The sequence below is a fragment of the Streptococcus sp. 1032 genome (assembly GCF_013277015.1).
Lineage (GTDB): Bacteria > Bacillota > Bacilli > Lactobacillales > Streptococcaceae > Streptococcus.
Genome location: NZ_VMMD01000020.1, coordinates 45,178 through 68,360, shown reverse-complemented (window position 1 = coordinate 68,360; position 23,183 = coordinate 45,178). Strand labels below are relative to the sequence as shown.

Sequence of the window (23,183 nt, the reverse complement as noted above, 5' to 3'; positions counted from 1 at the left end):
TAATGAACAAACGTCTATTTTTTAAAATGAGTTTGGCGACGTTGTCAGTTTTAGCCTTATTTTCACAACCAGTTTTAGCAGAGGAAAATATTCATTTTTCTAGTTGTAAAGAAGCTTGGGCGAATGGATACGCAGATATTCACAAGGGAGAACCTGGGTATTCTGCCAGGTTAGACCGCGATCATGATGGTGTGGCTTGTGAATTGAAAAATGCCCCTAAGGGTGCCTTTAAAGCAAAACAAGAGACTACAACCCAAACTGATACAAGTTCAGCAACAACAAGTGGCTGGGTTAAGCAGGATGGTGCTTGGTATTACTTTGATGTAAATGGCAATCCAGTGAAAAATGCATGGCAGGGAAGCTACTATCTGAAAGCAGACGGGAAAATGGCCCAGAGCGAATGGATTTATGATTCTTCCTATCAAGCTTGGTATTATTTGAAATCAGATGGATCTTATGCAAAGAATGCATGGCAAGGAGCTTACTACCTTAAGTCAAACGGTAAAATGGCACAAGGTGAGTGGGTTTATGACTCTTCTTATCAAGCCTGGTATTACTTGAAATCAGATGGTTCATACGCTCGCAATGCATGGCAAGGAAATTACTATTTGAAATCAGATGGTAAAATGGCTAAGAATGAGCGAGTTGATGGAGGCCGCTACTATGTAGATGCCTCAGATCTCTGGAAACCATAAATCAGATAAAATTTAGAAAGTTAATGCAAACCTTTGCATAAGTAAATGAATTTTGTTATACTAGTGCTGTAAGCATTTTCAATTACTATACAATGAAAAAGGAGAATATGATGAGTCAAAAGATTATTGGGATTGACCTTGGTGGAACTTCTATCAAATTTGCAATCTTAACAACAGCAGGAGAAATCCAAGAAAAATGGTCTATCAAGACTAATATTTTGGATGAGGGAAGTCATATCGTTGATGATATGATTGAGTCTATTCAACACCGTTTGGACTTGCTTGGATTGGCAGCAGCGGACTTCCAAGGAATTGGGATGGGATCACCAGGTGTGGTTGACCGTGAAAAAGGGACTGTTATCGGTGCCTACAACCTCAACTGGAAAACCCTTCAACCAATTAAAGAAAAGATTGAAAAAGCCTTGGGTATCCCATTCTTCATCGATAATGATGCCAACGTGGCAGCTCTTGGTGAGCGCTGGATGGGTGCTGGTGATAACCAACCAGACGTTGTCTTTATGACACTCGGTACTGGTGTTGGTGGCGGTATCGTCGCTGAAGGCAAATTGCTTCATGGTGTTGCTGGTGCAGCAGGTGAGCTTGGCCACATCACTGTTGACTTTGACCAACCAATCGCATGTACTTGCGGTAAGAAAGGTTGCCTTGAGACAGTTGCTTCAGCAACAGGGATTGTCAATTTGACTCGTCGCTATGCGGATGAATACGAAGGCGATGCAGCCTTGAAACGCTTGATTGATAACGGAGAAGAAGTAACTGCTAAGACTGTCTTTGATTTGGCAAAAGAAGGAGACGACCTTGCCTTGATCGTTTACCGTAACTTCTCACGTTACTTGGGAATCGCTTGTGCTAACATTGGTTCAATCCTAAACCCATCAACAATCGTTATCGGTGGTGGTGTATCAGCTGCGGGAGAATTCCTTCTACAAGGTGTTCAAAAAGTCTACGACGAAAATAGCTTCCCACAAGTACGCACATCCACTAAATTAGCTCTTGCAACTCTAGGAAATGACGCTGGGGTTATCGGAGCAGCATCACTTGTATTGCAATAAAATAATAAAAGAGGAAAAATGCTAACCTAGAGTTAGTAATGTTCCTCTTTTCTTTTTTATGCTATACTAGTTAGGACAATGAATGAGGTGAAACGAAATGACAAAAGCAGATACGATTTTTAAAGAAAATATTGAACGAATCCTCAAAGACGGTGTTTTCTCAGAGCAGGCTCGTCCTAAGTACAAGGATGGGACTGTTGCCAACTCCAAGTATGTAACGGGTGCATTTGCAGAGTATGACTTGGCCAAGGGGGAATTCCCCATCACAACCTTGCGTCCTATTGCCATCAAATCCGCCATCAAGGAAGTGCTCTGGATTTACCAAGACCAATCAAATAGCCTAGGTGTGCTTAATGACAAGTACAATGTTCACTACTGGAATGACTGGGAAGTGGGAGATACAGGAACTATTGGTGAACGTTACGGGGCGGTCGTTAAGAAACACGACATCATCAATAAGCTTCTCAAGCAGTTGGAAGCCAACCCTTGGAACCGCCGCAATATTATTTCGCTCTGGGATTACCAAGCTTTCGAAGAAACAGATGGCCTCCTCCCATGCGCCTTTCAGACCATGTTTGATGTCCGCCGTGTAGATGGGGAAATCTATCTGGATGCGACCTTGACCCAGCGTTCGAATGATATGCTAGTGGCCCACCACATCAATGCTATGCAGTATGTGGCTCTTCAAATGATGATTGCCAAGCATTTTGGTTGGAAGGTTGGGAAATTCTTTTACTTTATCAACAACCTTCATATCTATGACAATCAACTTGAACAAGCTCAGGAATTGCTTCGTCGTGAGCCGTCAAACTGCCAACCTCGTTTGGTTTTAAATGTGCCAGATAAGACCAATTTCTTTGATATTAAAGCAGAAGATTTTGAGTTGGTGGATTATGACCCTGTCAAGCCACAGTTGAAGTTTGACCTAGCTATTTAATATTCTTCGAAAATCTCTTCAAACCACGTCAGCGTCGCTTCATCTACAACCTCAAAGCAGTACTTTGAGCAACCTGTGGCTAGCTTCCTAGTTTGCACAGTATAGAAGAATAGAAAAAAGAAGTTGAGAAAATAAATCTCAACTTCTTTTGTTTCTTAACGTGATACGCGGCGGCGAGCTGCTTTTTTACGGTTTTCTTCGATGAAAGCTGCTTTTTGCTCTTCTGGTTCGATTACTTTCTTTTTAAATGCGTATACTGCACCTGCAACGGCAGCGACAGTTCCTGCGACACCTGTTACAAGACCTTTAGCGAATCCTTTAGCCATGAGTCTTCCTCCTTTATATTCTCAATCAGCCAGCCTCCTCAAGAGGTCACATTTTTCTGACTGACCTTTTTGTGTTATAATAATAGTAACGAAAAAATAGGAATTTTTCAAGGAAAAAAGATGAAAACAAAAATAATTGTGATTGTTGGACCGACTGCAGTTGGAAAGACGGCTCTAGCCATTGAAGTGGCCAAGCGTTTTAATGGCGAAGTGGTTAGTGGAGATAGCCAGCAAGTCTATCGAGGACTTGATATTGGGACGGCTAAGGCTAGTCCAGAAGAGCAGGCAGCTGTTCCTCATCATTTGATTGATGTTAGAGAGGTAACCGAGTCTTACTCGGCTTTTGATTTTGTTTCAGAAGCTAAGATGGCTATTGAGGATATTCACAGCCGTGGCAAGCTAGCAATTATCGCCGGTGGGACTGGACTTTATATCCAGAGCTTGTTAGAAGGTTATCACCTGGGTGGGGAGACTCCCCATGAGGAGATTTTGGCCTATCGGGCTAGCTTGGAGCCTTATACGGATGAGGGATTAGCCCATTTGGTAGAGCAAGCAGGCCTTGAAATTCCCCAGTTTAATCGTCGTCGTGCGATGCGTGCCTTGGAAATTGCCCATTTTGGTCAGGATTTGGAAAATCAAGAGACCTTGTATGAACCATTGATTATCTGCTTGGATGATGAACGTAGTCAACTTTATGAACGTATCAATCATCGAGTGGATTTGATGTTTGAGGCTGGGCTTTTGGATGAGGCCAAGTGGCTTTTTGATCATCACCCGGATGTGCAGGCTGCTAAGGGCATTGGCTACAAGGAACTCTTTCCTTATTTCCGTGGAGAGCAGACCTTGGAAGAAGCCAGTGAGAGTCTCAAACAGGCGACCCGTCGTTTTGCCAAGCGTCAGTTGACCTGGTTCCGTAATCGCATGCAGGTGACTTTTTATCAGATCGGAGAATCTGGTGTGCAAGACCGCATTTTAAGCCAGATAGAGGAGTTTTTAGATGATTGAAACGGAGAAAAAAGAGGAACGCGTCCTGCTTATCGGTGTGGAATTGCAGGGCATGGACAATTTTGACCTCTCTATGGAAGAATTGGCCAGTCTAGCCAAGACAGCTGGTGCAGTCGTTGTAGATAGCTACAGACAAAAACGTGAAAAGTATGACTCCAAGACTTTTGTTGGCTCTGGTAAGTTAGAAGAGATTGCCCTCATGGTGGATGCCGAAGAAATTACTACTGTCATCGTCAATAACCGCTTGACTCCAAGGCAGAATGTCAATTTAGAGGAAGTTCTGGGTGTCAAGGTCATTGACCGTATGCAGTTGATTTTGGATATCTTTGCCATGCGAGCTCGAAGCCATGAAGGGAAGCTCCAAGTCCACCTAGCCCAGCTCAAGTATCTTTTGCCTCGCTTGGTTGGTCAGGGGATCATGCTCAGCCGTCAGGCAGGGGGAATTGGTTCCCGTGGTCCTGGTGAAAGCCAGCTCGAACTGAATCGTCGTAGTGTTCGCAATCAAATCACAGACATTGAGCGCCAGCTCAAGGTGGTTGAGAAAAATCGGGCCACAGTCAGAGAAAAACGTTTGGAGTCCAGCACCTTTAAGATTGGTTTGATTGGTTACACCAATGCTGGGAAATCAACCATCATGAATACCTTGACCGCTAAGACCCAGTATGAAGCAGACGAGCTGTTTGCGACCCTGGATGCGACGACAAAGAGTATCCATTTGGGAGGTAATCTTCAGGTTACCTTAACTGATACTGTGGGCTTTATCCAAGATTTGCCGACAGAGTTGGTATCCAGTTTTAAGTCAACCTTGGAAGAAAGCAAGCATGTGGATCTTCTAGTTCATGTTATCGATGCCAGCAATCCTTACCACGAGGAACATGAAAAAACAGTCCTGTCCATCATGAAAGACCTGGACATGGAGGACATTCCTCGCTTGACCCTTTATAATAAAGCGGATTTGGTGGAGGATTTCACGCCTACCCAAACGCCTTATGCCCTCATTTCTGCCAAGTCTGAGGATAGTCGTGAGAATTTGCAGGCTTTGTTTTTAGAGAAAATCAAGGATATTTTTGAAGTCTTTACCCTGCGCGTGCCTTTTTCCAAGTCCTACAAGATTCATGATTTAGAAAGTGTTGCGATTCTTGAAGAACGTGATTATCAGGAGGACGGCGAAGTGATTACAGGCTACATTTCTGAGAAAAATAAATGGAGGTTAGAAGAATTTTATGACTGATATCAAAACCTTAGCTCTAAAATATGGGGGCTATACAAGTCTGGATAAGGTCTATCTGGATCAGCTTCTAGCTGGTAGAACAGAGCAGGAGCAGTTAACACTTATTACACCTCCGCCAAGTGTAGTCAATGCTTACTTTGCAGAACTATATCAAAAAAAGAGTCCTCAAGCAGCGACGGATTATTTTGCGGAACTCAGTCAGGAACTGAATCTTTACAATGCTGAACCTAGTTTCACTCTAGAAAATAAGCCTTTTATTCGACTTAATTTGTCTGGTAAATCCTTTGGTTTTTGTTATGAGAGTGAGGGTCTTGGTCAGATTTTCTCTGAAAATGAAGAGGTTATTTCAGAAGACTTGCTTTTTGAAATTGCGCAAATTTTCCCCCATCAACTAGTATTTGAAGAGTCTGGAAAGATTTACATGAAGCCTGTCGGAGATGAGGAAGTTGTTAGTGTGGAAAATCTCACAGCTTTGACAGATTTAGAAAGCTTGGCTGATGGTTGTAAGCGTCTCAAAGGCTACAGCCAAGAGGATTTACTGCAAGAAGCTACTGCTTTTTCTGGCAAGCGCTATTTCCGATCGGAAAACCGCACAGCCATGTTATATATTGATTAATTAGAAAGTATCGAATGGATATTCAATTTTTAGGAACGGGGGCTGGTCAGCCCTCTAAAGCCCGCAACGTTTCAAGTCTCGCCCTGAAACTCTTGGACGAGATTAACGAAGTCTGGCTCTTTGACTGTGGAGAAGGAACGCAAAATCGCATTCTGGAAACCACAATTCGACCACGTAAGGTCAGCAAAATCTTTATTACCCACCTACATGGAGACCACATCTTTGGCTTGCCAGGTTTCCTATCTAGCCGTGCCTTTCAGGCCAATGAAGAGCAGACAGATTTGGAAATCTATGGACCGCAAGGGATCAAGTCCTTTGTCTTAACCAGTCTTCGTGTGTCAGGTTCGCGCCTGCCTTACCGTATTCATTTTCATGAGTTTGACCAAGATTCTCTAGGTAAAATCCTTGAGACCGATAAATTCACGGTGTATGCAGAGGAGTTGGATCATACTATTTTCTGTGTTGGCTATCGTGTCATTCAAAAGGACTTGGAAGGAACGCTGGATGCTGAAAAGCTCAAGGCGGCAGGTGTCCCATTTGGCCCACTTTTTGGAAAAATTAAAAACGGTCAGGACGTTGTTCTCGAAGATGGGACTGAAATCAAGGCAGCTGACTATATCTCAGCTCCCCGTCCGGGTAAGATTATCACTATTTTAGGAGACACTCGAAAAACGGATGCTAGTGTGCGTCTGGCTGTCAATGCCGACGTCCTAGTTCATGAGTCCACTTATGGCAAGGGCGATGAAATAATTGCTCGTAATCATGGTCATTCTACTAACATGCAAGCTGCACAAGTAGCGGTAGAAGCAGGTGCCAAACGACTATTGCTCAACCATATCAGTGCTCGCTTTCTATCAAAAGATATCAGCAAGCTCAAGAAAGATGCGGCAACGATTTTTGAAAACGTCCATGTGGTCAAGGATTTGGAAGAAGTGGAAATCTAGCAGTCACAGAAAGGATAAGTATGCCTACTATTCTCATTACCGGAGCTAGCGGTGGTCTAGCTCAAGAAATGGTCAAACTCCTGCCAGATGACCAGCTCATCTTGCTTGGTAGAAATAAGGAAAAATTAGCCCAACTCTACGGAGACCATCCCCATGCAGAATTGATTGAAATAGACATTACCGATGACTCAGCTTTAGAATCTCTGGTAACTGATCTCTATCTCCGCTATGGCAAGATTGATGTCTTGATTAACAACGCTGGTTACGGGATTTTTGAGGAATTTGACCAGATTTCTGACCAAGATATTCACCAGATGTTCGAGGTTAATACCTTTGCCCTGATGAATCTGTCTCGTCGCCTTGCAGCTCGTATGAAGGAAAGCCGAAAAGGTCATATCATCAATATCGTCAGCATGGCAGGTTTAATCGCTACTGGCAAGTCCAGTCTCTACTCAGCAACCAAGTTTGCGGCTATTGGTTTTTCAAATGCCTTACGCCTCGAACTCATACCCTATGGAGTCTATGTGACGACAGTCAATCCAGGACCAATCCGAACAGGATTTTTTGACCAGGCCGACCCAGATGGCACCTATCTCAAGTCGGTTGAACGCTTCCTGTTGAAACCAGATGCAGTGGCTAAAAAGATTGTCAAGATTATAGGAAAAAACAAACGAGAACTCAATCTTCCTGTTTTGTTGAATCTAGCCCATAAGTTTTATACTCTCTTTCCCAAGCTAGCTGATAAGTTGGCAGGGGAAACTTTTAATTATAAGTAAAAAGAACCAATATGCAGGTTGTTGCTAGCCTACATATTGGTTCTTATGATTTCTCAACTATCAAACTGGACTTCTTCTAGTAGATAGTCGATAAAGCGTTCGCCCATCTTAGATAGGCTGGTTTTCTCATGCTGGATATAGACCAGTTCAATTGGGTCATCAATATCCAGTGGGATAGAAACGATATTGTCTCCGTTGAGGTTGCTGTTCAAAATCCCTGTTGCAATGGTATATCCATCCAAACCAATCAAGAGATTAAAGAGGGTAGCACGGTCGCTGACTACGATGGATTTCTTGTGGTGTTCTTGGGAAAGAATCTCTTCTGAAAAGTAGAAGGAGTTGTGCGTCCCTTGGTCATAGCTGAGATAAGGGAAGTTTTCCAAATCAGATAGTTTGACCTTGTCTTTCTTTGCCAGAGGATTGGTCTTGCTGACAAAGATATGCGGTTGTGCTGTGAAGAGATGGTGAGCCAGCAGCTGATTGTCATCCAGCATCTTGGTTAAAACATCACGGTTGTAGCTGTTCAAAAATAGGACACCGACCTCACTACGGAAGTTCTTGACGTCATCGATAATTTCCCAAGTACGAGTTTCACGAAGGAAGAGTTCGTATTTTTCCATATCGCTTTTCTTGAGTAGCGATACAAAGGCATTGACCACAAAGGCATAGTGTTGAGACGAAACGCTAAAGAGTTCACGGTGGGCGACAGGATTTTTATAGCGTTCCTCCAGAAGCTGAGTTTGCTCGACAACCTGACGGGCATAAGAGAGAAACTCCATTCCATCACGGGTCAGGGTAATGCCCTTGGGATTGCGGATAAAGATTTCAATACCCATTTCATTTTCCAAATCTCTCACAGCATTGGAAAGACTCGGCTGAGTGATAAAGAGTTGCTTGGCTGCCTCATTCATGGAGCCAGTTTCGACGATTTTGATAATATAATGTAATTGTTGAATTCTCATGTTTTTATTGTACCACACTTGCGTCAGAATCGCCAAGGAAGATAGGAAAATCAAGGTATTGTGTGAGTCTCTTCTTGAAAAAAACACAAAAATTTGCTAGAATGAGTCTTATGAAAACATTCTATGATGTGCAGCAATTCCTCAAACGATTTGGTATTATTGTTTATATGGGAAAACGCTTATATGATATTGAACTGATGAAGTTGGAACTCTCTCGGATTTACGATGCAGGGCTGATGGACAAACTGGATTATCTGGAAGCGGAAGCGGTTCTTCGCAGAGAGCACAAGGTAGAATTGGATTATATTGAGAAAAATGGAGAAAAGAACTAATGGTTACTTGGATTTTGTGGGCACTTATACTGGCAATGTTGGCGTGGATGGGCTTTAACTATCTTCGTATTCGCCGTGCGGCTAAAATTGTGGATAATGAGGAATTTGAAGCCTTGATTCGTACAGGTCAATTGATTGATTTGCGCGACCCAGCAGAATTCCACAGAAAACATATCCTTGGTGCCCGCAATATTCCTTCAAGTCAGTTGAAGACTAGTCTTGCAGCCCTTCGTAAGGATAAACCTGTCCTTCTTTACGAAAACCAACGTGCGCAACGTGTCACAAATGCAGCCCTTTACTTGAAAAAACAAGGTTTTTCTGAGATTTATATCCTTTCTTATGGTTTGGATTCTTGGAAAGGGAAAGTGAAGACTAGCTAACATTCTGTAAAAATCTGTCGAATGATAGATAAAGCTAGCATTTTATGGTATCATCATTTATATTAATTTTAAGGAGATTTTATAATATGAATTCACAAGAAAAGAAAAAACCTTCACTTATTTTAGGTATCTTATCTATCGTCCTTGGTTTGCTTTCTCCAATAGTGAGTCTGATTTTGGGGATCATAGGATTGGTTTTGGCTTTTTCATACCAAAAAGAATCTGGACTGGACTATAAAACAGAAAAAATTCTCAACATCGTAGGACTTGTAGTTTCTGTTCTTAACTGGATTCTAACAATCGCAGTAGTTTTTAGATAAGCAAAAAACAAAAAAGCTTTAAATTTAAAGCTTTTTTTATTTTATCGACTCATCTCTAAATAGTTTTTAATGATTTGTAACTCTTTTTGGTTCAAAGGGAGGTAGTTACCTTCTGCTAAATCTGGGTTCAATGTAAAGTCCCCAAATTGGCTTCTCTTGAGGCTAGTCACCTTAACACCAACCGAGAGGAACATTTTCTTGATTTGATGAAATTTTCCTTCTGAAATGGTGATAGAGGCTTGACTGAGGGAGGGACTTGCAGATAGAATCTCTAGTTTTGCGGGTTTACAGACAGTACCATCTAAAAAGACAATTCCCTTTTGAAAGGCTTGGATATGGTCAGGTGTCAGAAGTCCATTAACCTCAACCTGATAAGTTTTATCGACATGATATTGGGGATGGAGGAGCTGAAAGCCCAAGGGACCGTTATCGGTCACGAGGAGGAGACCAGTCGTATCTCGGTCCAGTCGACCGACGGCATAGAGTTTATCAGACTGGATGTCAGTTGGAAGGAGATCCATAACGGTTGGGAGTTCCTTGTCTTTATTGGCTGTCACGACACCGGCAGGTTTATGAAGCATGAGGTAGGTGTGTTCATATCCTTGAATGATTCGGTCCTGAAAAAGGAGTTCTTGTAGTCCTGTATCGATATTTTGGGCTAGGGAGCGGGCTGGGCAACCATCGACGAGAATATCCCCTTTAAGTAAGGCTTGCTTCATGGCCTTTCGACTGATTTTTTCTTGGGCTAATAAATTATCTAAACGCATACTGTGCCTATCTTATCATAAGTTGTTTGCTTTGAAAAGACTTGACGTGAAAAGAAAAGCAGAGTGAAAACATTTACACTTGCTTGAGTTATGTTATTTACTTGAAAATATGGTATAATCGTTCAGTTAGAAAATAAATTTTGAATACTATAGAGGAAATCATGACAAAATTAAGAGAAGATATCCGTAACATTGCGATTATCGCCCACGTTGACCACGGTAAAACAACCCTCGTTGACGAATTGTTGAAACAATCAGAAACGCTTGATGCACGTACTGAATTGGCTGAGCGTGCTATGGACTCAAACGATATCGAGAAAGAGCGTGGAATTACCATCCTTGCTAAAAATACAGCCGTTGCCTACAACGGAACTCGTATTAACATCATGGACACACCAGGACACGCGGACTTCGGTGGAGAAGTTGAGCGTATCATGAAAATGGTTGACGGTGTTGTCTTGGTCGTAGATGCCTACGAAGGAACAATGCCACAGACTCGTTTTGTATTGAAAAAAGCCTTGGAACAAGATCTTGTCCCAATCGTGGTTGTTAACAAAATCGATAAACCATCAGCTCGTCCAGCTGAAGTAGTGGACGAAGTCTTGGAACTTTTCATCGAGCTTGGTGCAGATGACGACCAGCTTGATTTCCCAGTGGTTTATGCTTCAGCGATCAACGGAACTTCTTCATTGTCAGATGATCCAGCTGACCAAGAAGCTACTATGGCACCAATCTTTGACACGATTATCGACCATATTCCAGCTCCAGTAGACAACTCAGATGAGCCTTTGCAGTTCCAAGTATCACTTTTGGACTACAATGACTTCGTTGGACGTATCGGTATCGGTCGTGTCTTCCGTGGTACTGTTAAGGTTGGGGACCAAGTTACCCTTTCTAAACTTGACGGTACAACTAAAAACTTCCGTGTTACAAAACTCTTCGGTTTCTTTGGTTTGGAACGTCGTGAAATTCAAGAAGCTAAAGCGGGTGACTTGATTGCCGTTTCAGGTATGGAAGACATCTTTGTCGGCGAAACCATTACTCCGACAGACGCAATCGAAGCTCTTCCAATCCTACACATCGATGAGCCAACTCTTCAAATGACTTTCTTGGTCAACAACTCACCATTTGCTGGTAAAGAAGGTAAATGGGTAACTTCTCGTAAGGTGGAAGAACGCTTGCAGGCAGAATTGCAAACAGACGTTTCCCTTCGTGTTGACCCAACTGATTCACCAGATAAATGGACTGTTTCAGGACGTGGAGAATTGCACTTGTCAATCCTTATCGAAACAATGCGTCGTGAGGGATATGAACTTCAAGTATCTCGTCCAGAAGTTATCGTAAAAGAAATCGACGGTGTCAAATGCGAACCATTTGAACGTGTTCAAATCGACACTCCAGAAGAATACCAAGGATCTGTTATCCAAAGCCTTTCTGAACGTAAGGGTGAAATGTTGGATATGATTTCAACTGGTAACGGTCAAACTCGGTTGGTCTTCCTTGTTCCAGCGCGTGGGTTGATCGGTTACTCAACTGAGTTCTTGTCAATGACTCGTGGTTACGGTATCATGAACCATACCTTCGACCAATACTTGCCATTGATTCCAGGGGAAATTGGTGGTCGTCACCGTGGTGCCCTTGTTTCTATCGATGCTGGTAAGGCTACAACTTACTCAATCATGTCTATCGAAGAACGTGGTACGATCTTTGTCAACCCAGGTACTGAGGTTTATGAAGGAATGATCATCGGTGAAAACTCTCGTGAGAACGACTTGACAGTTAACATCACTAAGGCGAAACAAATGACCAACGTTCGTTCAGCTACTAAGGACCAAACAGCTGTTATCAAGACACCTCGTATCTTGACCCTTGAAGAATCTCTTGAGTTCTTGAACGACGACGAGTACATGGAAGTAACGCCTGAGTCTATCCGTTTGCGTAAACAAATCCTTAACAAAGCAGAGCGTGAGAAAGCTAACAAGAAGAAAAAATCAGCTGAATAAGAGCTAGAAAGAGAGAAAGATGGTCTATTTAGTCCTAGGGATTTTACTGCTCCTACTCTATGTATTTGCGACACCAGAAAGCATTAAAGGGACAGTCAATATCGTCGCTATGGTATGTATTTTAGTGGCACTTTTGGTTTTGTTGGCTCTATCTTTTCTGAAAATTTTTCAATTACCAACAGAAATATTCCTAGCAATAGCCATGTTAATCCTAGCTTACTTTAGTGTGAGAGACATCACACTCATGCCAGTCAAAAAAAGTAAAAGAAGATAAAAAGAGAGTTTCGGCTCTCTTTTTTTGGTAGGGATTTTACAATAGTTTGAATTGTTTTTTTACTATAACATCACCTCTTTTGCTTGGATAATATGAATGGGAAAAACTTGAATAAAATTCGTTAATGACATCTATTTTTAAGGGAACTGTAAAATTCTATTACTAATGATATTTTAGCAAAATATATTGACAGATTATATAGAAAGTGATATATTTACGGTATAAGAAACCGATTTCAAAATAAGAAAGGATTAAATTTATACTCAATGAAAATCAAAGAGCAAACTAGGAAACTAGCCGCAGGTTGCTCAANNGAAGTCAGTCACATATATAATCCAAGGCGACGTTGACGTGGTTTGAAGAGATTTTTGAAGAGTATTGTTGTCTTGTTGTTCAGGGTGTGATTGATTAAACTAGGAAAATAATTCTAAGAATTTATAAAAGATAAAATCTTTTTCTATAGGGTTATTCTCTTATACAAGGAGTCTACTATGAAGAAATTATTCATATTACTATCAACTTTTTTTCTCAGCTTCTTCCTTGCTTGGATTATTGTCTTACGTGCGCCACAATATTTATATGCAAGCTATGATTCCGTCACCTTACTTCGTGTCAAAAAGGATACTCAGGAGTCGACGCGTGAGGTATTTGAACAGGAATTGGAGAATTTTGCAAACTCAGAACAGAGTTTAATAGCTAGAAGAATTGTAGAGCCGAGTAAGGATGGGACGACTCACTTTACTTATGCAACTTATGGTCAGGGAACTTTACCAAAAGAATTCCAAGAAGCTAGCCAAGAAAGTCGTGAACGTAGTGATCCGCTAAATAGTTATCTCCTTTTGTCAGGCTCCTTGACGAAAGAAAAGCTTGCCGATAAATTAGGAGATTTGGGTTATAAAGCAATTGCTGACCGAAAGACACCTCCCTATACTCTTGCTTTTCGAATATTACTAAATCCACTTATTTTAATTAGTTTAGCAATATTTAGCTTATCTTTCTTTGCTTTAGTGATTATCACTCGGATTAAGGAAATGAGAGCAGCAGGTATAAAACTCTTTTCTGGTCAGACTCTCTTATTCATTATGGGGCATTCTTTATCTACTGATATTAAGTGGCTCCTTCTATCAGCCCTCCTTTCCTTCCTAGGTGGGGGAGTCGTTCTTTTTAGTCAAGGTTTGTTTTATCCTATCTTGTTAGCCACCTATGGTTTTGGGATTAGTTTCTATCTGTTGTTTTTATTGGGTATTTCAATTTTACTAATGCTTCTTTATCTAATGAGTTTGAGTTACAAAGCATTAGTTCCTGTTATTAAAGGGAGATTACCCCTTAAACGCCTGATGATTTTAACCCTATTGTGTCAGTTGGTTGCTGTCTTTACAGTGGGATACGCTGTTAAGACAGGTTTGACGTCTTACCAACGATTGAAAGAACTTGAAATTTCAAAACAAGCATGGCAGGACAGAGCAGACTATTACCAGATTTTCTTTGGCTTAGGTGATAGAGTAAAAGATACAGAAAATCAGAATAAGTGGTATGCCTTTGCCAAGGAAGCAATCGAAGAAGAACAGGCTCTATTTGTAAAAGATAATCTCATTCATTTTGCAAATCCTCAAGGAAAAAATGAACAGGGAGAGACACTGGATACCTATAGTCCAGATGCTAATGTTCTCTATGTCAGCCCAAGTTATTTGGACAAGGAAAAGGTCGTGGTAGATGCTGAGACCAAACAGAAGTTAGTCCATCTTCAAAAAGGAGAATTTGGACTCTTACTACCAGAATCTCTTCGTTCACAGGAAGCAGAACTTAAGAAAGCTTTTGAAGAAAGTTTGAACTATTACGGGCAATCAAGTGAGGAGGCAAGTGCTCCTTTAGAGTATGAAATGAGAGCGATTGTTAGCTATCTTCCAACTGGAGAAAAGCGATTTATTTATAATAACGGTGAAAGTCCAGTATCCATCCAGTACTTAACCGACCCGATTTTAGTTGTATTTACTCCAACATCTACAGGTGATAGTTTCATTTCAAAATCTGTTTGGTCTATCAATGCTGGAAAACAACTCTTTATCAAAGGATATGAGAGTGGGCTAGAACTCTTGAAGAAAGCTGGAATTTATGAGCAAGTATCCTATCTTAAAGAAGGAAGAAGTGTTTATCTAACTCGTTATAATGAAGTTCAAACTGAAACAGCAACTTTAATCTTAGGAGCTATTGTGGGGATAGCTAGTTCCTTGTTACTCTTTTATTCTGTCAATCTTCTATATTTCGAGCAATTCCGTCGAGATATCTTGATTAAACGAATTTCAGGTTTACGATTTTTTGAAACACATGCTCAGTATATGGTTAGCCAATTTGCCAGTTTTGTATTTGGTGCTAGTTTCTTTATTTTAAGCAGTCGAGACTTGGTGATTGGCTTGCTCACTTTATTAGTCTTTCTAGCTAGTGCAGTTTTGACGCTTTACCGTCAAGCTCATAAAGAATCTCGTGTTTCTATGACAATTATGAAAGGAAAATAGGATGATTGAACTAAAGAATATATCTAAAAAATTTGGAAGCCGTCAGCTATTTTCAGATACGAATCTTCATTTTGAAGGTGGGAAAATTTATGCCTTAATTGGTACAAGTGGCTGTGGTAAGACAACACTCTTGAATATGATTGGACGATTAGAGCCATATGACAAAGGGCAAATCATCTATGATGGTACTTCTCTTAAGGACATCAAGCCTTCTGTTTTCTTTAGAGATTACTTGGGATACTTATTTCAAGATTTTGGCTTAATTGAAAGCCAAACCGTCAAAGAGAATCTCAATCTGGGTTTAGTTGGTAAAAAGTTGAAAGAAAAAGAGAAAATGTCTTTGATGAAACAAGCTCTAAACCGTGTTAACCTCTCTTATTTAGATTTAAAGCAACCTATCTTTGAATTATCAGGAGGAGAAGCACAACGTGTTGCACTAGCGAAGATAATTTTAAAGGATCCACCTTTGATTCTCGCAGATGAACCAACCGCTTCACTAGACCCCAAAAACTCTGAGGAATTACTTTCTATCCTAGAATCTTTAAAAAATCCGAATCGAACCATTATTATTGCGACCCACAATCCTCTGATTTGGGAGCAAGTGGACCAAGTCATTCGAGTTACCGATTTATCACATAGATGATATGGTAAGATTCATACTCAATGAAAATCAAAAAGCAAACTAGGAAGCTAGCCGCAGGCTGTACTTGAGTACGGCAAGGCGAAGCTGACGTGGTTTGAATTTGATTTTCGAAGAGTATCAGTTAGAAGAAAGAGTCACAAACACACTTTGTGGCTTTTTTATTTCCATAAAAATGGTAAAATAGTAAGAGTAGAAATGGAGTTTGAGACATGAAAGTAATAGATCAATTTAAAAATAAGAAAGTCCTTGTTTTAGGTTTGGCCAAGTCAGGTGAATCTGCAGCTCGTTTGTTGGACAAGCTAGGTGCAATTGTAACAGTAAATGATGGGAAACCTTTCGAGGACAATCCAGCTGCGCAAAGTTTGCTGGAAGAAGGAATCAAGGTCATTACAGGTGGCCATCCTTTGGAACTCTTGGATGAAGAGTTCGCCCTCATGGTAAAAAATCCAGGCATTCCCTACAGCAATCCCATGATTGAAAAAGCTTTGACCAAGGGAATTCCAGTCTTGACTGAGGTGGAATTAGCTTACTTGATTTCAGAAGCACCGATTGTTGGTATCACAGGATCAAATGGAAAAACAACTACAACGACCATGATTGGGGAAGTTTTGACTGCTGCTGGTCAACATGGCCTTTTATCAGGAAATATCGGCTATCCAGCTAGTCAAGTGGCCCAAACTGCGTCAGACAAGGACACGCTTGTCATGGAACTTTCTTCTTTCCAACTCATGGGCGTTCAAGAATTCCATCCTGAGATTGCGGTTATTACCAACCTCATGCCAACTCATATCGACTACCACGGTTCTTTTGAGGAATATGTGGCAGCCAAGTGGAATATCCAGAACAAGATGACAGCGGCTGATTTCCTTGTCTTGAACTTTAACCAAGACTTGGCAAAAGAATTAGCTACTAAAACACAAGCTACAGTTGTACCATTCTCAACACTTGAAAAGGTTGATGGAGCTTATCTGGAAGATGCTCAACTCTACTTCCGTGGGGAAGTTGTCATGACAGCGAGTGAAATCGGAGTTCCAGGTAGCCACAATGTGGAAAATGCCCTTGCGACTATTGCTGTAGCCAAGCTTCGTGGTGTGGATAACCAAACCATCAAAGAAACTCTTTCAGCCTTTGGAGGTGTCAAACACCGTCTCCAATTTGTGGATGAAATCAAGGGTGTCAAATTCTATAATGATAGTAAATCAACCAATATCTTGGCTACCCAAAAAGCCTTGTCAGGATTTGACAACAGCAAGGTCATCTTGATTGCAGGTGGTTTGGACCGTGGTAATGAGTTTGACGAATTGGTTCCAGATATTACTGGACTCAAGAAGATGGTCATCCTGGGTCAGTCTGCAGAACGTGTTAAACGGGCAGCAGACAAGGCTGGTGTGGCATATGTGGATGCGACTGATATTGCAGATGCGACCCGCAAAGCCTATGAACTTGCGACTCAAGGAGATGTAGTCCTTCTCAGTCCTGCCAATGCCAGCTGGGATATGTATGCTAACTTTGAAGTACGTGGCGACCTCTTTATCGACACAGTAGCGGAGTTAAAGGAATAATATGAAAAAAATTGTCTTTACAGGTGGGGGGACGGTTGGACACGTTACCCTCAACCTTTTGTTGATGCCCAAGTTCATCGAAGATGGCTGGGAAGTCCACTATATCGGAGATAAACGTGGCATCGAACACCAAGAAATCCTTAAATCAGGTCTAGATGTAACCTTCCATTCCATTGCGACTGGCAAATTACGTCGTTATTTCTCTTGGCAAAATATGCTGGACGTCTTTAAAGTTGGCTGGGGAATTGTCCAATCTCTCTTTATCATGTTGCGACTTCGTCCACAGGCTCTTTTTTCAAAGGGAGGCTTTGTCTCAGTACCGCCAGTTATTGCTGCGCGTGTGTCAGGAGTACCTGTCTTTATTCACGAATCTGACCTGTCTATGGGCTTGGCCAATAAAATCGCTTATAAATTTGCGACGAAGATGTATTCAACCTTTGAACAAGCTTCAAGTTTGTCTAAGGTCGAGCATGTGGGAGCAGTGACCAAGGTTTCTGACCAAAATACTCCAGAACCAGATGAATTGGTGGATATCCAAACCCACTTTAATTCCAAATTGCCAACTGTATTGTTTGTCGGTGGTTCTGCAGGTGCTCGTGTCTTTAACCAATTGGTGACAGACCATAAGAAAGAGCTGACAGAGCGCTACAATATTATCAATCTAACTGGAGATTCTAGCCTGAATGAGTTGAGCCAAAATCTCTTTCGTGTTGACTATGTGACCAGTCTCTATCAACCCTTGATGGAATTGGCTGATATTGTTGTGACACGTGGTGGTGCCAATACGATTTTTGAGCTCTTGGCCATGGCAAAATTACATGTTATTGTGCCACTTGGTCGTGAAGCTAGTCGTGGAGACCAGATTGAAAATGCAGCCTACTTTGTCAAAAAAGGCTATGCAGAAGAGCTTCAAGAAAGCGATTTGACCTTGGACAGTTTAGAAGAGAAGCTTTCTCACTTACTAAGTCACAAGGAATACTACCAGACTAACATGAAGGCATCTAAGGAATTGAAATCTCTAGCAGATTTTTATCAATTGTTGAAAAAAGATTTATCATAAGGAAAGTAAATGTCAAAAGATAAGAAAAATGAGGGCAAAGAAATCCTCGAAGAATTTAAAGAGTTATCAGAATGGCAGAAACGAAACCAAGAATACCTAAAAAAGAAGGCTGAGGAAGAGGCGGCCCTAGCTGAGGAGAAGGAAAAGGAAAGACAAGCTCGAATGGCTTCAAAATCTGAAAAGTCAGATGCAACCGAGGAGCAAGAGAGTGAATCTGATCCAAAAGACTCAAAATCAGCTAAGGAAGATGCTAAAGAAAAAGTAGAAGAGTCAGAAGACGTCAAAAAAGAAGTACCCAAAGAAGAACCAAAATCCAAAGAGCCAAAGAAACAGAATAAACAGGATAAAAAAATAGAGAAAAAGCCTGTAAAGGAAAAACCGGTCAAACCGAAAATCCCAGGAGTTCATATCTGGCGGGCTATCTCGATTTTGTTTCTCAGTCTGCTTTTATTGGTTGTCTCTGCATACTTGCTCAGCCCTTATGCGACCATGAAGGATATTCGTGTTGAGGGAACAGTGCAAACTACAGATGATGATATTCGACAGGCTTCAGGCATTCAGGATTCGGATTATACGATTAACCTTCTGCTAGACAAGGCAAAATATGAAGAGCAGATCAAGTCTAACTATTGGGTTGAATCAGCTCAGCTTGTCTATCAATTTCCAACCAAGTTTACAATCAAGGTTAAGGAATATGATATTGTGGCCTACTATGTTTCTGGAGAAAGTCATTATCCAATCCTTTCAAGTGGTCAGCTTGAGACCAGTTCGGTGAGCTTGGTGAGTCTGCCAGAAACTTATATATCAGTTTTCTTTAATGACAGCGAACAAATCAAGACCTTTACCTCAGAACTTTCTCAAATTAGCCCCGAACTCAAATCTGCTATCCAAAAGGTGGAACTAGCCCCAAGCAAGGTCACATCAGATTTAATTCGATTGACTATGAATGATTCGGACGAGGTCTTGGTTCCTCTATCTGAAATGAGTAAGAAACTGCCATATTACAGTAAGATTAAGCCACAATTGTCAGAACCGAGTGTGATTGACATGGAAGCTGGAATTTACAGTTACACTGTGGCGGATAAATTAATTATGGAGGCTGAGGAAAAAGCCAAACAAGAGGCTAAGGAAGCTGAGAAGAAACAAAAAGAGGAAGAGAAGAAAAAACTGGAAGAACAGCAAAATAAACTAGAAGAGGAAAGGAAAAAGCTGGAGGAAGAGGGCAATCAAAACCAAACGACCCGGCGTTCATCGCGTCGATAGGTTTAGCTTTTCTCCTATAGCTCTTTAGTGACCAAGTTTTTACTTGACAAGTGTTAGTAGAAATAATAGAATAGTAAAAAACCTTTAAAGCAGTCCAGAGAGGCAGCTAAGGTTAGACGGTGAAAGGGTGGAGACTACCCATTTTTCGTGGAACCTTGCTGTTGGCAGGTTCCTTTTTTCGTGGCTTCTTGTGGCCAGACTCTCTTACTAGCAAAGGTAAAAGGAGAAACCTATGCGAGAACATCGTCCAGTCATTGCTCTTGATTTTCCTAGTTTTAAGGCGGTCAAGGAATTTTTAGCTCTTTTCCCAGCAGAAGAAAGCCTTTATCTAAAGGTAGGGATGGAGCTTTATTACGCAACGGGGCCTGAGATTGTGTCTTACTTGAAAGGCCTGGGGCACAGTGTCTTTTTGGATCTCAAGCTGCATGACATTCCCAATACAGTCAAGTCAGCCATGAAGGTCTTATCTCAGCTTGGTGTGGATATGACTAATGTTCATGCTGCTGGGGGTGTAGAGATGATGAAGGCTGCGCGTGAAGGTCTTGGAAGTCAAGCCAAATTGATCGCAGTCACGCAACTCACATCAACGTCAGAAGCCCAGATGCAGGAGTTCCAAAATATCCAAACCAGTCTGCAAGAGTCTGTGATTCACTATGCCAAGAAGACAGCTGAAGCTGGCTTGGATGGTGTTGTTTGCTCGGCTCAGGAAGTACAAGTCATCAAGCAGGCTACCAATCCAGATTTTATCTGTCTGACACCAGGGATTCGTCCAGCTGGTGTTGCAGTTGGAGATCAAAAACGAGTCATGACACCTGCTGATGCCTATCAAATCGGCAGTGACTATATCGTAGTGGGACGTCCCATTACCCAAGCTGAGGATCCTGTTGCAGCTTATCATGCCATCAAGGATGAATGGACACAGGACTGGAATTAAAGAACTAGCTTAGAAAAATAAAAGGAGAAGACCATGACACTTGCCAAAGATATCGCTAGCCACCTCTTGAAAATCCAAGCCGTTTACCTCAAACCAGAGGAACCCTTCACTTGGGCATCTGGTATCAAGTCACCGATTTACACTGATAATCGTGTGACACTATCCTATCCAGAAACTCGTACCCTAATTGAAAATGGCTTTGTGGAAGCTATCAAAGAAGCCTTTCCTGAGGTAGAAGTCATTGCAGGAACTGCAACAGCAGGGATTCCTCACGGAGCCATCATTGCTGACAAGATGAACCTGCCATTTGCCTACATCCGTAGCAAACCAAAAGACCACGGAGCTGGTAACCAAATCGAAGGTCGCGTAGCTCAAGGTCAAAAAATGGTAGTGGTTGAAGACCTTATTTCAACGGGTGGTTCTGTTCTTGAAGCCGTAGTAGCAGCTAAACGCGAAGGAGCAGATGTACTTGGAGTTGTAGCGATTTTTAGTTACCAATTGCCAAAAGCAGATAAGAACTTTGCAGATGCTGGTGTGAAATTGGTGACGCTTTCTAACTACAGTGAACTCATCCACCTAGCCCAAGAAGAAGGCTATATCACGCCAGAAGGACTCGACCTTCTAAAACGCTTTAAGGAAGACCAAGAGAATTGGCAAGAGGTGTAAAAAATCAAAAGACTAAAAGGTTAAAAATTATACTATTCTGTCATATCAGGTGTATGAATGACAAGATTCAAGTTGTTAATGTTTTTTACGTCAATTGTTTCAGTTTTAGATTTGCTTGGCTTGCTCTTATATAAAAAGTAGCACACGTCATGAAAGTTACAAGGGTTAAAGTATAATCCATAAATATTGTCAGATCCCTTTTCTGATATTTTGGAATTTCTTGCTTATCCCAGTCTTTTCAGTGATTTGGCTCAGTAATCTTAGCGTCAAGTTCTTTTTAGTTTTGAAAGATTATCCGTGAATTTCTTGCTTATTTATGATAAAATGGGAGTATCGCAAAAAATGACTCATCGTATTCAATTTTGAGTAAATCTAGGAGGATCCCATGTCAACAGAACATATGGAAGAACTAAATGACCAGCAGATCGTTCGCCGTGAAAAAATGGCTGCGCTCCGTGAACAAGGAATCGATCCCTTTGGAAAACGCTTTGAACGCACTGCAAATTCACAAGAATTAAAAGATAAATTTGCTGACCTTGATAAAGAACAATTACATGATAAAAACGAAACAGCTACTATCGCAGGACGCTTGGTAACCAAACGTGGTAAAGGTAAAGTAGGTTTTGCCCACCTTCAAGACCGCGAAGGCCAAATCCAGATCTACGTTCGTAAGGATGCTGTCGGTGAAGAAAACTACGAAATCTTCAAAAAAGCAGACCTTGGTGACTTCCTTGGTGTCGAAGGCGAAGTGATGCGTACAGATATGGGAGAACTCTCTATCAAGGCTACTCACATCACACACTTGTCTAAGGCTCTTCGTCCTCTACCAGAGAAATTCCATGGTTTGACAGACGTTGAAACAATTTACCGTAAACGTTACCTTGACTTGATTTCTAACCGTGAAAGCTTTGAACGCTTTGTCACTCGTTCAAAAATCATCTCTGAAATCCGTCGTTACCTTGACCAAAAAGGTTTCCTTGAAGTGGAAACACCTGTTCTTCACAACGAAGCTGGTGGTGCCTCTGCCCGTCCATTTATCACCCACCACAATGCCCAAAACATTGACATGGTGCTTCGTATCGCGACTGAGCTTCACTTGAAACGCCTTATCGTGGGTGGTATGGAACGCGTCTATGAAATTGGCCGTATCTTCCGTAACGAAGGAATGGATGCTACTCACAACCCTGAGTTTACTTCTATCGAAGTCTACCAAGCTTATGCTGACTTCCAAGATATCATGGATTTGACGGAAGGCATTATCCAACATGCTGCTAAATCAGTTAAGGGCGACGGTCCAGTCAACTACCAAGGAACTGAAATAAAAATCAACGAACCATTTAAACGTGTTCACATGGTGGATGCTATCAAAGAAATTACTGGTGTCGATTTCTGGCAAGACATGACTTTGGAAGAAGCTAAAGCTATCGCTGCTGAGAAAAAAGTTCCTGTTGAGAAACACTATACTGAGGTTGGTCACATCATCAATGCCTTTTTTGAAGAGTTTGTTGAAGAAACTTTAATCCAACCAACCTTTGTCTATGGACATCCAGTAGCTGTATCTCCACTGGCTAAGAAAAATCCTGAAGACCAACGCTTTACTGACCGTTTCGAGCTCTTCATCATGACTAAGGAGTACGGTAATGCCTTTACTGAGCTCAACGACCCAATCGATCAGCTTAGCCGTTTTGAAGCCCAAGCTAAAGCTAAAGAACTTGGTGACGATGAAGCGACAGGTATCGACTACGACTACATCGAAGCCCTTGAATATGGTATGCCACCAACAGGTGGTTTGGGAATCGGTATCGACCGTCTCTGCATGCTCCTCACGGATACAACTACTATCCGTGATGTATTGCTCTTCCCAACAATGAAATAAGCTCTTATCCTCTGGTACTTGCCAGGGG

The 23,183-nt window shown here is 41.5% G+C and carries 24 protein-coding genes; 21 read left to right on the top strand and 3 right to left on the bottom strand.

Going from position 1 to position 23,183, the window contains the following annotated elements; genetic code table 11:
* Positions 1 to 2: 2 nt before the first annotated feature.
* From HT711_RS11435 to HT711_RS07955, 3 genes are all read left to right on the top strand, one after another.
* Positions 3 to 695, top strand: coding sequence for an excalibur calcium-binding domain-containing protein (locus HT711_RS11435; RefSeq protein ID WP_173249977.1), 693 nt, complete (start codon positions 3 to 5; stop codon positions 693 to 695).
* 110 nt (positions 696 to 805) lie between these two features.
* Positions 806 to 1,765: an ROK family glucokinase gene (locus HT711_RS07960; RefSeq protein ID WP_033684051.1), complete on the top strand. Its 960-nt coding sequence runs from the start codon at positions 806 to 808 to the stop codon at positions 1,763 to 1,765.
* 97 nt (positions 1,766 to 1,862) lie between these two features.
* Positions 1,863 to 2,702: a thymidylate synthase gene (locus tag HT711_RS07955; RefSeq protein WP_173233662.1), complete on the top strand. Its 840-nt coding sequence runs from the start codon at positions 1,863 to 1,865 to the stop codon at positions 2,700 to 2,702.
* A gap of 155 nt (positions 2,703 to 2,857) precedes the next feature.
* Here HT711_RS07955 and HT711_RS07950 read toward each other — a convergent pair whose 3' ends face one another.
* Positions 2,858 to 3,028 (bottom strand): DUF3042 family protein, encoded by a 171-nt coding sequence (locus HT711_RS07950; RefSeq protein ID WP_001051780.1) that lies wholly within the window; start codon positions 3,026 to 3,028, stop codon positions 2,858 to 2,860.
* Positions 3,029 to 3,148: 120 nt separating this feature from the next.
* Here HT711_RS07950 and miaA point away from each other — a divergent pair, with 120 nt between their 5' ends.
* The 5 genes from miaA to HT711_RS07925 are packed head-to-tail and all read left to right on the top strand — an operon-like array spanning position 3,149 to position 7,600.
* Positions 3,149 to 4,033, top strand: coding sequence for a tRNA (adenosine(37)-N6)-dimethylallyltransferase MiaA (gene miaA / locus HT711_RS07945; protein ID WP_173233664.1), 885 nt, complete (start codon positions 3,149 to 3,151; stop codon positions 4,031 to 4,033).
* Positions 4,026 to 5,264, top strand: a complete 1,239-nt coding sequence (gene hflX, locus HT711_RS07940) for a GTPase HflX (RefSeq protein ID WP_173233666.1) — start codon at positions 4,026 to 4,028, stop codon at positions 5,262 to 5,264. Before miaA ends, hflX begins: the two co-directional genes overlap by 8 nt.
* The gene (locus tag HT711_RS07935; RefSeq protein ID WP_173249975.1) at positions 5,257 to 5,880 is read left to right on the top strand and encodes a cystathionine beta-lyase; all 624 of its coding nucleotides are present in this window, start codon (positions 5,257 to 5,259) and stop codon (positions 5,878 to 5,880) included. The genes hflX and HT711_RS07935 overlap by 8 nt, the downstream gene beginning before the upstream one ends.
* Positions 5,881 to 5,894: 14 nt before the next feature.
* Positions 5,895 to 6,824: a ribonuclease Z gene (gene rnz / locus HT711_RS07930; protein WP_138700711.1), complete on the top strand. Its 930-nt coding sequence runs from the start codon at positions 5,895 to 5,897 to the stop codon at positions 6,822 to 6,824.
* Between the two features lie 20 nt (positions 6,825 to 6,844).
* A complete protein-coding gene (locus HT711_RS07925) occupies positions 6,845 to 7,600 on the top strand; it encodes an SDR family oxidoreductase (RefSeq protein ID WP_173233670.1) in 756 nt (251 codons plus the stop codon).
* Between the two features lie 53 nt (positions 7,601 to 7,653).
* Here HT711_RS07925 and HT711_RS07920 read toward each other — a convergent pair whose 3' ends face one another.
* Positions 7,654 to 8,562: a LysR family transcriptional regulator gene (locus tag HT711_RS07920; RefSeq protein ID WP_173233672.1), complete on the bottom strand. Its 909-nt coding sequence runs from the start codon at positions 8,560 to 8,562 to the stop codon at positions 7,654 to 7,656.
* Between the two features lie 62 nt (positions 8,563 to 8,624).
* Here HT711_RS07920 and HT711_RS07915 point away from each other — a divergent pair, with 62 nt between their 5' ends.
* The 3 genes from HT711_RS07915 (at position 8,625) to HT711_RS07905 (ending at position 9,594) form a co-directional block, all read left to right on the top strand.
* Positions 8,625 to 8,894 carry a YqgQ family protein gene (locus HT711_RS07915; RefSeq protein WP_033689072.1) on the top strand — a complete coding sequence of 90 codons (270 nt, stop codon included), beginning with the start codon at positions 8,625 to 8,627 and terminating at the stop codon, positions 8,892 to 8,894.
* On the top strand, positions 8,894 to 9,274 hold the full coding sequence (locus HT711_RS07910; RefSeq protein WP_000259256.1) for a rhodanese-like domain-containing protein: 381 nt from the start codon (positions 8,894 to 8,896) through the stop codon (positions 9,272 to 9,274). Before HT711_RS07915 ends, HT711_RS07910 begins: the two co-directional genes overlap by 1 nt.
* An 86-nt stretch (positions 9,275 to 9,360) precedes the next feature.
* Positions 9,361 to 9,594, top strand: a complete 234-nt coding sequence (locus HT711_RS07905; protein ID WP_001088017.1) for a hypothetical protein — start codon at positions 9,361 to 9,363, stop codon at positions 9,592 to 9,594.
* 41 nt (positions 9,595 to 9,635) lie between these two features.
* On the opposite strand, the gene HT711_RS07900 is transcribed toward HT711_RS07905, so the two are convergent.
* Positions 9,636 to 10,361 (bottom strand): 16S rRNA pseudouridine(516) synthase, encoded by a 726-nt coding sequence (locus tag HT711_RS07900; protein ID WP_173233674.1) that lies wholly within the window; start codon positions 10,359 to 10,361, stop codon positions 9,636 to 9,638.
* 161 nt (positions 10,362 to 10,522) lie between these two features.
* Here HT711_RS07900 and typA point away from each other — a divergent pair, with 161 nt between their 5' ends.
* The 10 genes from typA (at position 10,523) to lysS (ending at position 23,155) form a co-directional block, all read left to right on the top strand.
* Positions 10,523 to 12,364, top strand: coding sequence for a translational GTPase TypA (gene typA, locus HT711_RS07895; protein WP_000164108.1), 1,842 nt, complete (start codon positions 10,523 to 10,525; stop codon positions 12,362 to 12,364).
* A gap of 19 nt (positions 12,365 to 12,383) precedes the next feature.
* Positions 12,384 to 12,638, top strand: a complete 255-nt coding sequence (locus HT711_RS07890) for a DUF3165 family protein (protein ID WP_000262803.1) — start codon at positions 12,384 to 12,386, stop codon at positions 12,636 to 12,638.
* A gap of 491 nt (positions 12,639 to 13,129) precedes the next feature.
* Positions 13,130 to 15,151, top strand: coding sequence for a bacteriocin-associated integral membrane family protein (locus tag HT711_RS07885; RefSeq protein WP_173233676.1), 2,022 nt, complete (start codon positions 13,130 to 13,132; stop codon positions 15,149 to 15,151).
* A 1-nt stretch (position 15,152) separates the two neighbouring features.
* On the top strand, positions 15,153 to 15,794 hold the full coding sequence (locus tag HT711_RS07880; protein ID WP_000571287.1) for an ABC transporter ATP-binding protein: 642 nt from the start codon (positions 15,153 to 15,155) through the stop codon (positions 15,792 to 15,794).
* A gap of 209 nt (positions 15,795 to 16,003) precedes the next feature.
* Positions 16,004 to 17,356, top strand: a complete 1,353-nt coding sequence (gene murD / locus HT711_RS07875; RefSeq protein ID WP_173249973.1) for a UDP-N-acetylmuramoyl-L-alanine--D-glutamate ligase — start codon at positions 16,004 to 16,006, stop codon at positions 17,354 to 17,356.
* Position 17,357: 1 nt separating this feature from the next.
* Positions 17,358 to 18,416, top strand: coding sequence for a UDP-N-acetylglucosamine--N-acetylmuramyl-(pentapeptide) pyrophosphoryl-undecaprenol N-acetylglucosamine transferase (locus HT711_RS07870; protein WP_173249971.1), 1,059 nt, complete (start codon positions 17,358 to 17,360; stop codon positions 18,414 to 18,416).
* Positions 18,417 to 18,425: 9 nt separating this feature from the next.
* A complete protein-coding gene (locus tag HT711_RS07865) occupies positions 18,426 to 19,679 on the top strand; it encodes a cell division protein FtsQ/DivIB (RefSeq protein ID WP_173249969.1) in 1,254 nt (417 codons plus the stop codon).
* A 232-nt stretch (positions 19,680 to 19,911) separates the two neighbouring features.
* Positions 19,912 to 20,613, top strand: coding sequence for an orotidine-5'-phosphate decarboxylase (pyrF, locus tag HT711_RS07860; protein ID WP_173249968.1), 702 nt, complete (start codon positions 19,912 to 19,914; stop codon positions 20,611 to 20,613).
* Positions 20,614 to 20,646: 33 nt separating this feature from the next.
* The gene (pyrE, locus tag HT711_RS07855) at positions 20,647 to 21,279 is read left to right on the top strand and encodes an orotate phosphoribosyltransferase (protein ID WP_023935748.1); all 633 of its coding nucleotides are present in this window, start codon (positions 20,647 to 20,649) and stop codon (positions 21,277 to 21,279) included.
* A gap of 385 nt (positions 21,280 to 21,664) precedes the next feature.
* Positions 21,665 to 23,155 carry a lysine--tRNA ligase gene (gene lysS, locus HT711_RS07850; protein ID WP_050207953.1) on the top strand — a complete coding sequence of 497 codons (1,491 nt, stop codon included), beginning with the start codon at positions 21,665 to 21,667 and terminating at the stop codon, positions 23,153 to 23,155.
* The last annotated feature ends 28 nt before the right edge of the window (positions 23,156 to 23,183 follow it).

Coding starts and splice junctions, on each gene's coding strand:
- pyrF (WP_173249968.1), top strand. CDS start 19,912: ATGCGAGAACATCGTCCAGTCATTGCTCTTGATTTTCCTAGTTTTAAG.
- lysS (WP_050207953.1), top strand. CDS start 21,665: ATGTCAACAGAACATATGGAAGAACTAAATGACCAGCAGATCGTTCGC.
- HT711_RS07955 (WP_173233662.1), top strand. CDS start 1,863: ATGACAAAAGCAGATACGATTTTTAAAGAAAATATTGAACGAATCCTC.
- HT711_RS07920 (WP_173233672.1), bottom strand. CDS start 8,562: ATGAGAATTCAACAATTACATTATATTATCAAAATCGTCGAAACTGGC.
- HT711_RS07900 (WP_173233674.1), bottom strand. CDS start 10,361: ATGCGTTTAGATAATTTATTAGCCCAAGAAAAAATCAGTCGAAAGGCC.
- miaA (WP_173233664.1), top strand. CDS start 3,149: ATGAAAACAAAAATAATTGTGATTGTTGGACCGACTGCAGTTGGAAAG.
- HT711_RS07865 (WP_173249969.1), top strand. CDS start 18,426: ATGTCAAAAGATAAGAAAAATGAGGGCAAAGAAATCCTCGAAGAATTT.
- HT711_RS07885 (WP_173233676.1), top strand. CDS start 13,130: ATGAAGAAATTATTCATATTACTATCAACTTTTTTTCTCAGCTTCTTC.
- murD (WP_173249973.1), top strand. CDS start 16,004: ATGAAAGTAATAGATCAATTTAAAAATAAGAAAGTCCTTGTTTTAGGT.
- HT711_RS11435 (WP_173249977.1), top strand. CDS start 3: ATGAACAAACGTCTATTTTTTAAAATGAGTTTGGCGACGTTGTCAGTT.
- typA (WP_000164108.1), top strand. CDS start 10,523: ATGACAAAATTAAGAGAAGATATCCGTAACATTGCGATTATCGCCCAC.
- HT711_RS07960 (WP_033684051.1), top strand. CDS start 806: ATGAGTCAAAAGATTATTGGGATTGACCTTGGTGGAACTTCTATCAAA.
- HT711_RS07890 (WP_000262803.1), top strand. CDS start 12,384: ATGGTCTATTTAGTCCTAGGGATTTTACTGCTCCTACTCTATGTATTT.
- HT711_RS07880 (WP_000571287.1), top strand. CDS start 15,153: ATGATTGAACTAAAGAATATATCTAAAAAATTTGGAAGCCGTCAGCTA.
- HT711_RS07905 (WP_001088017.1), top strand. CDS start 9,361: ATGAATTCACAAGAAAAGAAAAAACCTTCACTTATTTTAGGTATCTTA.
- HT711_RS07935 (WP_173249975.1), top strand. CDS start 5,257: ATGACTGATATCAAAACCTTAGCTCTAAAATATGGGGGCTATACAAGT.
- rnz (WP_138700711.1), top strand. CDS start 5,895: ATGGATATTCAATTTTTAGGAACGGGGGCTGGTCAGCCCTCTAAAGCC.
- HT711_RS07950 (WP_001051780.1), bottom strand. CDS start 3,028: ATGGCTAAAGGATTCGCTAAAGGTCTTGTAACAGGTGTCGCAGGAACT.
- hflX (WP_173233666.1), top strand. CDS start 4,026: ATGATTGAAACGGAGAAAAAAGAGGAACGCGTCCTGCTTATCGGTGTG.
- pyrE (WP_023935748.1), top strand. CDS start 20,647: ATGACACTTGCCAAAGATATCGCTAGCCACCTCTTGAAAATCCAAGCC.
- HT711_RS07925 (WP_173233670.1), top strand. CDS start 6,845: ATGCCTACTATTCTCATTACCGGAGCTAGCGGTGGTCTAGCTCAAGAA.
- HT711_RS07870 (WP_173249971.1), top strand. CDS start 17,358: ATGAAAAAAATTGTCTTTACAGGTGGGGGGACGGTTGGACACGTTACC.
- HT711_RS07910 (WP_000259256.1), top strand. CDS start 8,894: ATGGTTACTTGGATTTTGTGGGCACTTATACTGGCAATGTTGGCGTGG.